The 14,576-nt window shown below is 35.7% G+C and carries 9 protein-coding genes; 1 reads left to right on the top strand and 8 read right to left on the bottom strand.

From position 1 onward, the window contains the following. Window positions 1-191: 191 nt before the first annotated feature. Window positions 192-1,337 (top strand): fused response regulator/phosphatase, encoded by a 1,146-nt coding sequence (locus NSQ89_RS23860; protein WP_144580517.1) that lies wholly within the window; start codon window positions 192-194, stop codon window positions 1,335-1,337. A gap of 102 nt (window positions 1,338-1,439) precedes the next feature. Here NSQ89_RS23860 and NSQ89_RS23855 read toward each other — a convergent pair whose 3' ends face one another. The 8 genes from NSQ89_RS23855 to NSQ89_RS23820 form a co-directional block, all read right to left on the bottom strand. Next, a complete protein-coding gene (locus NSQ89_RS23855) occupies window positions 1,440-2,297 on the bottom strand; it encodes a CheR family methyltransferase (RefSeq protein WP_144580519.1) in 858 nt (285 codons plus the stop codon). 12 nt (window positions 2,298-2,309) lie between these two features. Then, window positions 2,310-5,093, bottom strand: coding sequence for an ATP-binding protein (locus NSQ89_RS23850; protein ID WP_341133377.1), 2,784 nt, complete (start codon window positions 5,091-5,093; stop codon window positions 2,310-2,312). Between the two features lie 299 nt (window positions 5,094-5,392). Continuing rightward, window positions 5,393-7,879 (bottom strand): DEAD/DEAH box helicase, encoded by a 2,487-nt coding sequence (locus tag NSQ89_RS23845; protein ID WP_341133376.1) that lies wholly within the window; start codon window positions 7,877-7,879, stop codon window positions 5,393-5,395. 341 nt (window positions 7,880-8,220) lie between these two features. Then, window positions 8,221-9,162, bottom strand: a complete 942-nt coding sequence (locus NSQ89_RS23840) for an ABC transporter ATP-binding protein (RefSeq protein WP_061797050.1) — start codon at window positions 9,160-9,162, stop codon at window positions 8,221-8,223. Then, window positions 9,159-10,214, bottom strand: a complete 1,056-nt coding sequence (locus NSQ89_RS23835; protein WP_095320404.1) for an ABC transporter ATP-binding protein — start codon at window positions 10,212-10,214, stop codon at window positions 9,159-9,161. The genes NSQ89_RS23840 and NSQ89_RS23835 overlap by 4 nt, the downstream gene beginning before the upstream one ends. Before the next feature lie 18 nt (window positions 10,215-10,232). Further along, on the bottom strand, window positions 10,233-11,387 hold the full coding sequence (opp3C, locus tag NSQ89_RS23830) for an oligopeptide ABC transporter permease (RefSeq protein WP_047940913.1): 1,155 nt from the start codon (window positions 11,385-11,387) through the stop codon (window positions 10,233-10,235). 1 nt (window position 11,388) lies between these two features. Beyond that, the gene (opp3b, locus tag NSQ89_RS23825) at window positions 11,389-12,318 is read right to left on the bottom strand and encodes an oligopeptide ABC transporter permease (protein WP_047940914.1); all 930 of its coding nucleotides are present in this window, start codon (window positions 12,316-12,318) and stop codon (window positions 11,389-11,391) included. Window positions 12,319-12,472: 154 nt separating this feature from the next. Then, window positions 12,473-14,143 (bottom strand): peptide ABC transporter substrate-binding protein, encoded by a 1,671-nt coding sequence (locus NSQ89_RS23820; RefSeq protein WP_341133375.1) that lies wholly within the window; start codon window positions 14,141-14,143, stop codon window positions 12,473-12,475. Window positions 14,144-14,576 lie beyond the last annotated feature (433 nt).

Genomic DNA, 14,576 nt, shown 5'->3' with positions numbered 1-14,576 from the left:
AGGCAAAAAAATACATATGCTTCGATGTTTTTTTGTTTATCCATTAATTCTTCTCTTTATATAGGACGTATAATTATTATTATCTAATAAATAACGGTATAATTATAATTATACATAATTGAGGGTTGTTAATTAAATAAGATATACATAAGTTTTCTTATCATCATAATAGACAAGGAGTTATAAGAATTATGACTATTCTTTTAGTAGATGACAATACTGTCAATCTATTTGTAATGGAAAAAATACTTAAAAATGCTGGATACGATGATTGTGTCTCGCTAACCTCAGCTAATGAATTATTTCATTATCTACAACTTGATGCTCCTAATTCCACAGGGAATAGTGTGGACTTAATATTACTTGATATTATGATGCCAGAGATTGATGGCATTGAAGCTTGTAAACGCATTAAAAAAGTGGAAAACCTCAAAGATATTCAGATTATCTTTGTCACAGCATTAGAAGATAAAAATAAACTAGCAGAAGCGTTGGATATTGGCGGCGTTGATTATATTACAAAACCTCTAAATAAAATAGAACTCCTCGCAAGAATACGCGTTGCATTGCGATTAAAAGCAGAACTGGATTGGCATACCCAACATGAAAAAAAGATTCAGTATGAATTAGACTTAGCCACACATGTACAAAGAAGCTTATTAAGTTCACCTTTACAAGACGAACATATGCATATCGAAGTTTCTTACCTGCCTTCTTTTAATCTTGCAGGTGATATGTATTATTGGCATAAAATAGATGAAGATAAATATGCCATTATCCTTTTAGATATGATGGGGCACGGTATTTCTGCCTCTTTAGTATGCATGTTTATCTCCTCTGTCCTAAGAGAATCCGTTAAACAATTAGTACAGCCTGACCTTGTTATAAAAGAATTAAATCGTTATATGACTTTACTAAAAAATGATAAAGAAGGGCTGCCTTTTTACTTTACAGCTATTTATCTAGTAATCGACACAAAGGAGAAAACAGTAAAGTATGTTAATGCTGGGCATCCTTATGGTTATATGCTAGTTGATGAAAATGATGTTGTGGCATTAGAACAAAGTACTTGTGCTGTAGGATTTTTTGACGAAATGGAAATTAATACAAAGGAGATCTCCTTTGAAAAAGATGTCCAAATTATTCTTTATACGGATGGGGTATTAGAAGCGATGGGCCCTTGTGAATTCGAGGCAGAAAAACAAATCCGATCTATTTCCTCCAAAAGATGGGAACACACTAGTTCTGTAATGGATTATTTACTTACAAAAGAACAGCAGTCTAATCAACCAGATGATATGTGTGTCTTAATGATCCAAGCAAAAGCAAATAACTGACATATTATTGTTGATTATTTACATAATAAAAGAAAAAGGATTTCTCTTCATAGGAGAAATCCTTTTTCTTTATAACAAAGAGGCAGCACTGTTCGAAGAGCCTTAATAAATCTTTTGATAAAGTTTTTCGCCATCATCAAGTTCTCTATATTTTGGCATTACTTCAACAAAACTTAATGTCTCTTTATCCCCTAAACCTAGAAACCCATCTTTACTTAAACTCTCATAAAATAGATGATGCACTTGATTTTGAAGCATTGGGTTAAAGTAAATGAGTACATTTCTACAAATAATAACATGAAATTCATTAAAAGATTGATCTGTTACTAGATTATGCTGCGCAAAAATAATATTTTTCAACAAATCAGAATGAAAGTAAGCATATTGATGATCGGTTTTATAATATTCCGAGAAAGCATTCTTCCCACCAGCAAGCATATAATTTTTCGTATATGCTTGCATTTTGTGGAGAGGAAATGCACCTTTGCTTGCCTTTTCCAGCACAGTTTCATTCATGTCTGTTGCATAAATAACCGTCTTATCCTTCAATCCCTCTTCTTCTAATAAAATAGCCATAGAAAAGACTTCTTCGCCAGTAGCACAACCAGCATGCCATATCCGAATTTCTTCAAGATTTCGTAAATGCGGGATGATTTGTGCTCTAAAAGAACGAAAAAAGCTTGGATTCCTAAACATTTCTGTTACATTGATTGAAAAATCATTAAGAAGTTGTTCAAGGAATGCCTCTTCATGAATCACTCTTTCCAGCAGCCTCGTAATCGTAGGAATATTATCCATCTTCATTCTATAGTAAATTCTGCGTGTAATAGAAGATCGGTTATATTGACGAAAATCAAAACCTGATAATCGAAAAATCCCTTCGAGCAGCAGATCTACTTCGATGTCTGCATGATCTTGGTTCTCTACCTCTTGATCATTATTCAGGAATGGATAATCCATCTCCGTTCCTCCTTACTTTGCTAACCATACTCTTAAGACGGAGTATAATTGATCCAAATCTAGCGGCTTACTGATATAATCAGATGCTCCCGCCTCTAAACATTTTTCACGGTCATTCTTCATCGCCTTTGCCGTTAATGCGATAATAGGTATCTCTGTCAGATTCAGCGTTTGGCGGATAATTGTCATGGTTTCATAACCATTCATATTCGGCATCATAATATCCATTAGTATCACATCTAAATCTGTAGTTCTATCCAGAATGTCCAAACATTCCTTTCCGTTATAGGCAACAAGGACATCCATCCCTCTTTTTTCAAGAGTCGTTTTAAGAGCAAAGATATTACGATTATCATCGTCTACAATCAATACCTTTTTCCCTTTAAACACATCCTCATTCTCATCCTTAGAAATCACGATTTCTGTTTTTCTTTCTTCTTCCTGCTTTTGTTCTTCTTTATCTATTTCTTGTCGAGCTTCTTGCTTTTTCACTTCCATTGTAGCAGCTACATTCATCTCACTAATATTGAGCTGAGTGTCTGCTATTCCATTTGGAAGACTTGGAATAATGAGGGTAAAAGTACTTCCCTTGCCTTCCTCACTCTTCAAGGAAATCCAGCCACCTAGCAATCTAGCAAACTCTCTACAAATGGAAAGGCCTAAGCCAGTACCTCCATATTTACGTACAGTTGCTCCATCTGCCTGCTGGAATGTTTCAAAGATTAATTTATGCTTATCTTTCGGTATGCCAATACCGGTGTCTGTTACAGAAATATCTAGCCAATCATTGCTTAATTCTCTCATACTGCGGCTAATCTGGTTTCTCTTCTTAATATTTAAGGAAACTGTTCCGCTTTCCGTAAATTTAAAGGCATTGGATAATAGATTTTTAATAATTTGTTGGAATCTCTTTTCATCTGTAAATACGATATCTTGGAGACCTTCCTGTTTATTTACTAAAAATTCTACTTCCTTCTGGTTAGCGATAGGTGCGAAGCTTCGCTCCAATTGTGAAGTAATATCATGGATGCTTACTTCTGCAAAATGAACATCAAGCTTGCCTGCCTCTACTTTGGAAAGATCAAGAATATCATTTATAAGCGAAAGAAGATCTTTACCAGAAGAATGAATAACATTTGCAAACTCCATTTCTTCTTCCGATAGGTGATTCGACTCATTCTCCGCTAACATTTCTGAAAGAATTAGAATGCTATTTAGCGGAGTTCTTAATTCATGAGACATATTAGCTAAAAACTCTGATTTATAATTAGAATTTTGAATAACTAACTCTGTTTTCTCTTCTAATTCCTCTTTTGCTTTTTCTAAATCCCTTGTCTTCGCTTCTGCTTCTCTTGTTCGATCTTCGAGCTGTTCATTAGTAGCCATCAGTTCTTCTTTTTGCATTTGCAGTTCTTCTGATTGTGACTGTAATTCCTCTGATTGTGTTTGCAGCTCTTCTGATTGAACTTGTAACTCTTCCGTCATTGCTCTAGATTCATTTAACAAGCGGACGATTTCCATTCTACCCATAATACTATTAATCGTTAGTCCAAATGTCTCCACTACCCCGGTAATGAGATTTTGTTGAAGGGCTGTAAATTCTGTCATTGTAGCAAGCTCAAGTACAGCAATCGCCTCTCCTTCAAACAGAACGGGTACAATGATAATACTGCGTGGAGAAACATCCCCTAGCCCTGTTGCAATTAAGCGATAATCACTTGGAATTTCTTGATAATGCAAGACGCGCTGTTCTTTGGCACTTTGACCAATCAGACCTTCTCCTAATTGAAAAGTATCTCGAGCAATCGTATCTCCAGATTCAGCAAATGTTGCCGTTTTTAGATAGGTTTCCTTTTTTTGTTGAGTATCTTTCACATAAAAGGCTCCAAAGCTTGCATTTGTTTTTTGTGCTATTTCTGATATAAACACACTAGCCAATGATTCAATAGAAGGAATTCCTTGTATTTTCATCACAATATCAGCAACGTTTGATTGTAACCATTCTCTTTGCTCAACGGTATCAAGAAGGCTATTTGTCACTTCTGCCAGCTCTCTTATTTCATCGTTTGTCCGGACATGAATACGAGTACTGACATTTCCTTTAGAGGCAGCGATTGTTTTAATAGATTCTGTTACTTCCTTAATTGTTCTAACAATCGATTTAGAGGTTTGGCCAGCCAGACTAATAGCAACAAGAGAAATCAAGACTAATACGCCGAATAGTCCTACTGTTAAAGCATTATTTTGTTGGTCCAGCTTTGTTGCCCGCTTAGCCGACGCAGTCTTCTCTGTATCTCTAAGATTCGTAAACTTTTCTGTAATCTCGTTTATGTAATCCCGTCCATTATCCTCTTTGAAAAATTCATCAAGAGCTGCTGTATTATTTTGTGCTTTGTATTGAATGGTTGGCTCACCAGCCGTATTAATCCAATTCAAAATGTTTTCCTTTATTTCGAGTAAATTCTGCTGCTGTACAGGTTTATTACTCAATAATTGATACAATTCCTCAAATTGCTCTTTCCAATTTTCCTTCCCATCATTATACGGAATTAAGTAACTTTGGTTACCTGTGATTATGTAGCCACGCTGACCTGTCTCCATATCTAATACACTTTTCTCAATGGAAGATGTAAGTTCATGTATGCGAGAATCGTAATTGATAATCGAATTACGTTCCTGTTGAAGGGAGCGTATTTGATTATTTAGTAAAATTACTGACACAAGTAAGCAAAGAATGATAACAATGTAACCAAGGATAATTTTGGAGCGAATGCCAAACTTAAATTTCGAATCCATTTGATTACCTTCCTTAACTTATTTTCTATTTTAATAGTATAGTATTTACAATAAAAATGAAAAGGGAATTTGCTCTATTTTCTTCTTATTCATCTAGTTTATATTACTTTTTTTATCGCTTCAACTTTACAAGCCTATGCTTTATATTACCTACTAATGATTTTGTAAGCAAAATGGTGCTTGAGTAACACTTTACTTTACTTTTCCATTGCTTACAACGTGGAAAACAAAGGGTGAGAATGAGTATATTTACCGCTTCTCACCCTTCTCTAACATTCAAAGCCTTTATGTGTATTAATTTACGTCTGATAAAAACAATCATTACAAACAGCAAACTTAAATTTAGCTGCTAGTTCTTTCCCACATTTCTTGCATTGCTTCGTCCGTTTCTTCCCTTTAATCCCTGTCTTTAACTGATCGTTTATTTGGTCACTCAATTCCAGTCTTACCTTTTCCCAATAATAAGCTTCTGTCCTTCTTTCTAATCTATATAGGAATAATAAGTGAAGACCAATCGCTTTGTAAGCGAGTTCCAGTTCCTCCAGACTATCTTGTTTAATTTTCGGTTCTGGTAAATCCCTGTTTTCCACAATTGCCTCCATATTTACTTTCCATTGCGCTCGTAATGAGGCTTCACTTGTGGCGAATGGTAGTTTCAGAAAACTAAATAAATCATGCAGGGACATTCTCGCTTCGACCATTGTATCCATAATCATTTCATATAGCTGCATTTCCTCGGTCAGTGAGGCCTTTTTTGTTCCTTCTGGACTTCTAAAATGTCCCCATAAATAAAAGAAGAGCCCTAGGTTATTGGAATACTTTTGAAATCTTTCTAAAACAGCACTTGTTGGTGCTATTGTGAATCCATACAAGTCTTCATCTCTTTTTTCTAATAAATACATCATTCTTTTACGGTCACTGGTGAAAGCAACCCGCCCAATATCATATATTCCCTTTCTTCCTGCTCTACCTGCAATCTGCTTCACTTCCTGTGAGGTTAACATCCTTCTTCTTATCCCATCAAATTTGTCATTCTCTAAGAAGACAATTCTCCTTATTGGTAAATTAAGCCCCATCCCAATTGCATCTGTTGAAACAATAACTTTCGTTTCTCCATTAATAAAACGCTCCATTTGTTTTTTTCTTGCTTCTGGTGGCATACTTCCATAAATTATACTGACTTGCCACCCTTTTCTTTGTAATTCAGAGGCTGTTTCTAAGACACTTCTTCTTGAGAAACACACTAATGCGTCTCCTTTTCTTGTATGACTTAATTGAAACAACTCATTTTCTACCTGTAACGGTGTCTCCCGTCGATATTCATGAACCTCTACATCTATATCACCTAATAACTGCAAAATCATGTTTTTGGCATGCAGACTAGCAATAATATGGACCTCTTTTGCATTTGCCTTGGTGATAGCGCGATACCATGAGAATCCCCGTTCTCTGTCCGCAATCATTTGTGCCTCATCAATGACAACAACTTCGTAAAAATCCTTTTCGTGAAACATTTCTACTGTACTCGATTGATGTTGAGCCTCTAGAACAAGCTTCTCTTCTTCCCCTGTTTTTAGCGAACATGGAACTCCTTGCTGATTTAGCTTCTCATATATTTCTAATGCTAATAATCTCAATGGAGCTAAATATAAACCGCTTGTAGCTTCCATCATTCGGTTAATTGCTTGAAACGTTTTACCAGTATTCGTTTCTCCAGTATGAAGGATATATTTAACATCTATATTGGTTGGAGGATAATATTCTCTTCCAAATATATCCTCAATCATTCTTGCTTCTTCTTCTTTACGTCGTCTTTGCTCCTCTCGATCTTCTGCTTCCTTCTGTTCCTTCCTTTGACGGTCTTTTTCCATAATCTCTTTATGAATTTCTACATCAAAAGGAATATCTAATAATTTTTCCAAATCGATTACATACTCAGAAAACAAATCCTCAAGAAACTCTTCTGTTATTTCTTCCAGTAAAGGCGTGCTTATTTCTAGTAAAAAGGAATTGCTTAAGGAATGGTCAAATATGTCTTCATATTCTTCTTTTATTCGAGTAGGCAATTTATCTTTAAGCCATGTCGGCAAAAAATCAAATAAATGCTGAAAAATTAAATTTTCATATGCTTCTGTCCGGTCTTCCAAAAAGTAAAATTGGTTATAGGGCATATTCATTTCATTTGATAAATATTCTTCAAAGGTTAATTCCATCGAAGATAAAACAATGCCATTCCGTTCTATCTCTAGCGCGATATTGCTTCCTGTTAAATAGCGAATATAGAGAAACAATTCCTCATAATGCTTTTCCATTAATTGCTCAATATAATAAGAGAATTTCATTTTATATTTACGTTTCTCTTCTAGATCTTTCTGTTCTTCTACGTTTTGCAAATAGCTTTTTCGTCTTTCTTTATACCTTTTTTCCCATTCTTCTTTATTATCCCCTAGGTTTGTTCTTAACCATTCTTCATAAGGGAATACTTCAACCTCGCGAATTTCACTTCTAAATAATCGGTTAATAACCTTTTTATTAAGATCATTAATGTCTAATCCCTTATTCGTGAGATATTGCTTCTTCTCAGCATACTTGACATGACTAGTTGCGGTATTAAGCCAAGTATTTAGCCAAATTTGCTCTATAAATACTTTTCGGTCATCCATATATTGTTCAAAAGCAGGCAGACGATCTTGTTTCTCTAAATACTTATTAACATCATTCAATATATGGTTTTTTGTTTGTTGAATCGCTTTATCGTATTGCGGTTTTAATATTGGATTTATCATGATGAACTCCTATAGGAAATGTTATACCATTCTTATTTTCCTTTATTTTATCTTAGACATGTAGTTTTTTTAAAATTTTTTAGACTTTCTCCCATTTTTCATGTGGACTTTATTAACGATCATAACATGGATACTAAACTAAAAAGTCGTTATCTTGATTTATTTTATTCAATGTCGCTTTTTATCGTTTATTTGCATACGATTTTTGTGTTTTGAAAGATTATTTCCTTAAAAATAGGGGAAAATAAGTAAAGGATGATTTCTCGGGAAATAAAAAAATCCTTGCACGTTGGCAAGGATTATTTGGAAGGTTCTTCTTTAATAGAGTAAATTTTGTTAAATTAGTTTTTCTTAAGGCTTAATTCTTTTTTATACTTCTCTAGTTCTTTCTCTGTGCAGCGTACAAAGTGACCTGGAGTTACTTCTCTTAACTCAGCCGGTTCACTAGTATCATGGACAGATGGATCATATGCAATTCTCTTGCGCTCACGTTCATATCGTGGATCTGGAAGTGGAATTGCGGATAATAATGATTTTGTGTATGGGTGAATTGGGTTTTCATACAATTCATCTGCTTCTGCAAGCTCTACCATATTCCCCATATACATAACACCAATACGATCACTAATATATTTTACCATGGAAAGATCATGGGCAATAAATAAATAAGTCAATCCACGCTCTTTTTGAAGCTTTTTCAAAAGATTTACTACCTGTGCTTGAATAGAAACGTCTAGTGCAGAAATAGGCTCATCACAGATAATGAAATCTGGCTCAACAGCTAGGGCGCGAGCAATCCCAATTCTCTGCCTTTGACCGCCGCTGAATTCGTGCGGGAAGCGTGTGGCATGCTCTTTATTCAACCCAACTACTTCAAGGAGTTCTTCGACTCTTTGACGACGCTCTTCTGGTGTTTTTGCAAGATTATGATTATCAATTCCTTCTGCAATAATATCAAGTACAGTCATGCGTGGATTTAGAGAAGAATGTGGATCTTGGAAAATCATTTGCATTTTTTGATTAAATTTGCGAAGCTCTGCCTTTGATTTTTTTCCGTGCACATCTTCGCCTTCAAATTTCACTTCTCCACCTGTTGCATCGTAAAGACGGATGATTGTTCTACCTGTTGTTGATTTTCCACAACCAGATTCTCCAACAAGACCAAAAGTTTCTCCTTTAAAAATATCAAAGGATACACCGTCAACGGCTTTAATGACTCTATCTCTACCTGCGGAAAAGTGTTTTTGCAAGTTTTTTACTTCTAGTAATTTTTCTCTAGTCAACGTTTTTCACCGTCCTTGCGACCTGTTTTGGAGAAACCAAGCATTCTTTGTTTAACAGCTTCTGGCGGCTCAACCTTTGGTGCATCTTCATGCAATAACCAGGTTGCAGCATAATGCGTATCAGAAACTTTAAACATTGGCGGCTCCATTACTGTATCGATTTCTAGCGCAAATTGATTTCTAGGCGCAAATGCATCTCCTGCTGGAGGCTTTAACATATTTGGCGGGCTTCCAGGGATAGCGAAAAGCTCTTCATCCGTACTATCTAGGGTTGGCATCGATCCAATCAATCCCCAAGTATATGGATGCTTTGGATTATAGAAAATATCATCTACTGTGCCAATTTCAACAATTTTTCCAGCATACATAACAGCAACACGGTCTGCCACATTCGCCACAACACCAAGGTCATGTGTAATAAAAATAATCGCACTATCTGTTTTCTTTTGAATATCTTTCATCAATTCTAGGATTTGTGCCTGAATCGTAACATCAAGTGCTGTTGTTGGTTCATCGGCAATTAAAATCTTTGGGTTACACGCAAGAGCAATCGCTACAACCACACGTTGACGCATTCCACCTGAGAATTGATGCGGAAACTGATTAATGCGAATTTCCGGCTGTGGAATACCAACTAATTCAAGTAATTCTAAAGCACGCTTTTTTGCATCAGACTTATTCATATTTTGATGCTTTATTAAGCCTTCCATGATTTGGTTACCAATTTTCATTGTTGGGTTTAAAGAAGACATCGGGTCTTGAAACACCATGGAAATATCTTTTCCGCGAATTTTTTGCATTTCTTTTTTTGACTTTTTAACAAGATCTTCGCCTTCAAATAATATTTCTCCACTTTTGATGACACTTTGCGGTTCGGGAAGAAGTCTCATTAAAGCATTGGACGTAACGGATTTACCAGAACCGGACTCTCCTACAATTGCTAATGTTTCCCCTTTATTTAACTCAAAGCTCACACCGCGAACAGCTTGTACTTCACCGTTGTAGGTGTTAAATGATACTCTTAAATCTTTGACTTCTAATAATTTACTCATTTATAAACACCTACTCTCTTATTTATGCATTTTAGGATCGAATGCATCACGTAATCCATCACCTAATATATTGAATGCAATCATTAATACTGACAATACAGTCGCTGGGAAAACTAATAGATATGGGTACAATCGTAAATTAGCAAATCCTAGTTCAATTAATGCCCCTAATGAAGCATTAGGCGGAACAATACCAAGTCCGATAAAGCTTAGGAATGCTTCGAAGAAGATAGCTCCAGGAATCGAGAACATAGTATTAACAATAATTATCCCCGTAATATTCGGAACTAAATGTTTTCTAATAATTGTACCATTGGTCGTTCCTAATGTTCTTGCTGCCAGTACAAATTCTTGGTTGGTAAGTTTAAGTACCTCACCACGAACAATCCTAGACATTCCAATCCATCCTGTAATCGCTAAGGCAATAACAATAGAGACAATTCCTGGCTGGAGAATCAGCATCATTAATAGAATAATTACTAAGTTTGGTATCCCTACTAATATTTCGGCGATACGCTGCAAGACGTTATCGACTCTCCCGCCATAGAATCCAGATACCCCGCCATACGTTACACCGATTAATAAATCAAGTATAGCAGCGACAAACGCAATGATTAACGATACACGAGTACCTTCCCAAAGCCTTGTCCATTGGTCACGGCCCAGTGTATCCGTACCAAACCAGAAATACGTATCATCCATATCTTTCGCTTCATAAATATGGTAGGTTGCTCTTACGGCAGCAGAATTTCTTGTACCGTCGCCTTCCTCTAAAACTTTGATATCAACAAACTCATCTGTACTTTTATATCGAGCCATTGCTTTTGCAGTTGCATCCTCTACATTCGTACCTTCATATCTACCAGATAATGTACCATCTAAGCCTAACCAAGAAACATTCTCTAAAACTGGTATTCTAGGAGGAAGCTTCGCACGGGAAAGGTTCTGTCCATCGTTTCCGTAGTCATTCATATGTGGTCCAATAATACTCATTACGATTATTAATAGTATTATAAATATACTGACAATTGCCGGCTTGTTTTTTAATAACGTTCTTCTTGCATCCTGAGCAAATGTTCTGCTTGGCGCAGAAATTTTCTCACTTGTATTCTCTTCTTGCTTAAGAGGTCTAAATAAATTTTTATCTATTTGATTAAGATTCTTTTTATCCATTTTATTTTTTTCCTCCTGCAATTCTAATTCTCGGATCAATTAATCCATATAGGAGGTCAATGATTAAAATTATAATAACAAAGCCAAAAGCAAACATTAAGGTTGTTCCCATAATTGTTGGATAATCATTTACAGTAACAGATGTAACAAATTGTTCCCCAATTCCAGGAATAGCAAAAATTTTCTCTATAACCAATGATCCTGTCATTAAACCAACGGCCATTGGACCTATAACGGTAACTAGCGGAATCAGTGCATTGCGCAATCCATGTTTGAAGATAATTCCTGCTTCTGTAACACCTTTTGCACGAGCTGTCGTTATATAATTTGAATGCAATACCTCAATCATTTCTGTTCTTGTAAACCTCGCCGCAACCGCTAATGGAGAGATTGCAAGTGCAATGGTTGGTAGAATCGTATATTCAAAGCCGCCCCAAAGCGCAACAGGCAGTATATCCCATCTTACTGCAAAGAAATATTGTAATAGTCCGGCAAATACGAACGAAGGAACCGATGTTCCCAGTACGGCAATAACTGTTGAGGTGTAATCGATTGGACCATTCCTATAAATCGAAGCTATCAAGCCTAGAAGAATCCCAAGCACTGTTCCTAACACTAATGCCTGTCCACCTAGAAGCGCGGAAGGACCGATTTTTGATGATAAAATTTTTGTAACAGGGGTATTATCAAATTTAAACGAAACCCCTAAATCCCCTTGCACAAGGTTTCCTAAATAACGAACATACTGAACTGGAATAGGATCGTTCAGTCCATACTTTTCCAAAATGATTGTTTTTTGTTCTTCACTTAACTTATCTTCTGCCTGCAGCGGACTTCCCGGAAGGAATTTCATCAGGAAGAAGGAGACTGTCGCGATAATGAATAACGTGATGAACATATACCATAAACGTCGAAGAAGATATCGAGCCATCTGTGCACCTCCTAATTTTCTTTGTTTATTATAGCATAATAATTTATTTTTGCTATAATCAGAATTTTCCTACTCAAAAATACAAGAGAGTATATGCTATAAAAGCATACACTCCCTCTTATTTCATAGCATCGAATTTTTCATAAAAGCAAAATTATTCTGCAGATCCCATTGATACCCATTTGTATTCATAAGTTGGTCCAAATGGATTATCAATTAAGCCTTGAATTTTTGGTGATGATAGGAATGCGCCAGCACGTTGATATACAGGAGCGATTGCTGCATCATCAAATAGAATTTTTTCAGCTTTTAAGAAGTTTTGGTAACGAGCTTCATTGTCTGTAGCAAGAGTTGTTGTCGTTTCTTCTAACAACTTGTCGTACTCAGGATTTGAGTAACCCATTTTGTTATTTCCGCCATCCGTAACCCATAAGCTTAAGAAAGTATATGGATCAAGGTAGTCAGGACCCCAACCAGCTAATTGAAGATCATAATCTTGGTTAGTATCTAAGTCTAAACGTTGTTCAAATGGTACTTGTTTCAATGTTACTTTTAAACCTGGTAGGTTTGTTTGTAACTGATTAGCTAAGTATTCATTCATTGTTTTCGATACGTCTGTATCCCCACCTAAGAATTCAATTTCTACAGATTTAGTACCTAATTCTTTTAGGCCTTTTTCCCAGAATTCTTTCGCAGCAGCAGTATCATATGTTACTAAATCTCCACTAACTTTACGGAAATCACCGCTGCCATCTGGCATTGGAGTGAAATCAGCTGGAATTAAACCGTTAGAAACTAAAGAACCATTGTTTAGGATAGTGTTAACTAATGACTCTTTATCAAACGCACGGCTGATCGCTGCACGGATGTTTTTATTAGCAAGCGCTTTGTTTCTTGTTTGGTTAATTTTTAGATAGAACACTGAGTTATCAGCTTTAACTGTATAGTCTTCATGAGAAGAGTATTGGTCAACTAAGTCTGATGATAATGAAGCACGGTCAACTTCGCCTTTTTCATATAGGTCAACCATTGTTTGAGCGTCTTTTACTACTACATAGTTGATTTTCTCTAACTTAACTGTATCTGCATCCCAGTATGTGTCGTTTTTAGCAAGATTCCACTTTTGCGCAGTACTTTCCCAGTTTTCTAAAACAAATGGACCGTTTGATAAAAGAGTGTCAGAGCTAGTCGCGAATTTATCGCCTTTTTCTTCCACAAATTTTTGATTTAATGGTAAGAATGTACCGAATGTTGTTAATGATTCAAAATACGCAGTTGGGTTAGCAAGTTCAACAACTAAAGTATGGTCGTCTTCTGCTTTAACTCCTAGTTCTTCTACTTTCTTTTCGCCTTTATTGATTTCTGTAGCGTTTTTGATTACGCCACCCATCATATATGGACCGTACTCAGAACCAGTGTCAGGATTTACTGCACGCTGCCAAGCATAAACGAAATCGTTAGCAGTTACAGGATCTCCGTTTGACCATTTAGCATCTTCACGTAACTTGAATGTCCAAGTTAAACCATCTTTAGATACTTCGTGAGATTCTGCAATACCTGGTTCTACCTTAGCATCTTTACCTAAACGATAAAGACCTTCCATAGTAGCTCCTAAGAATTGGAAACCGTATTCATCCGTAGCCATTGATGGATCCATGGATGGAATTGCATCTCCGTTAATTAAGTTTAATACTTGTTCTACATCTTTATTTTCTGCTGACTTATCTGAACCTTTAGACCCTTTGTCGTCGCCACCAGAACATGCCGCTAAAAATACACTTAACACTAACGTCAGTGAAAGCAGCCAAGTAAATTTGCGCTTCATTAAAAAAGACCCCCCATTGTTATATTATTCTGTAAATTACATCTAAAAAAGAAGCTAAAGAGAGTATACTATTATTCTAGTAGAGTTGTAAAGACTAAATATAGAGATAATTTCAAATATTGTTATACTAAAACAGCACTATACTGCATTAAAACAATAAAGACAACGCTTACTTTTTTGATAAAATTCTAAAAATTATTATCAAAAAAGAGGGGAAAAATACTTCAAAAGGCCCCACTATTGTAAAATATATCCATATGCCAATATACTTTTTCTCCATATATTAGCAGATTATTTTATTATACTAGAATTTTTTAGCGAGTGCTGTTTCACATAACAGTGGTTTATTACAACTTTTAGTGTAAAAGGTAAATGAAAATACTGGTTTTCTGAAATATTGAATTTCTATCCCTTTTTCTAAAAATGTACTTTC

This window comes from Niallia sp. FSL R7-0648 (assembly GCF_038007005.1).
Lineage (GTDB): Bacteria > Bacillota > Bacilli > Bacillales > Cytobacillaceae > Niallia > Niallia circulans.
This window is presented reverse-complemented; position numbering and strand designations above follow the sequence as displayed.

What these genes read in the sequence shown, in the direction of transcription:
- NSQ89_RS23860 (WP_144580517.1), top strand. Translation starts at nt 192, where the DNA reads ATGACTATTCTTTTAGTAGATGACAATACTGTCAATCTATTTGTAATG.
- NSQ89_RS23855 (WP_144580519.1), bottom strand. Translation starts at nt 2,297, where the DNA reads ATGGATTATCCATTCCTGAATAATGATCAAGAGGTAGAGAACCAAGAT.
- NSQ89_RS23850 (WP_341133377.1), bottom strand. Translation starts at nt 5,093, where the DNA reads ATGGATTCGAAATTTAAGTTTGGCATTCGCTCCAAAATTATCCTTGGT.
- NSQ89_RS23845 (WP_341133376.1), bottom strand. Translation starts at nt 7,879, where the DNA reads ATGATAAATCCAATATTAAAACCGCAATACGATAAAGCGATTCAACAA.
- NSQ89_RS23835 (WP_095320404.1), bottom strand. Translation starts at nt 10,214, where the DNA reads ATGAGTAAATTATTAGAAGTCAAAGATTTAAGAGTATCATTTAACACC.
- opp3C (WP_047940913.1), bottom strand. Translation starts at nt 11,387, where the DNA reads ATGGATAAAAAGAATCTTAATCAAATAGATAAAAATTTATTTAGACCT.
- opp3b (WP_047940914.1), bottom strand. Translation starts at nt 12,318, where the DNA reads ATGGCTCGATATCTTCTTCGACGTTTATGGTATATGTTCATCACGTTA.
- NSQ89_RS23820 (WP_341133375.1), bottom strand. Translation starts at nt 14,143, where the DNA reads ATGAAGCGCAAATTTACTTGGCTGCTTTCACTGACGTTAGTGTTAAGT.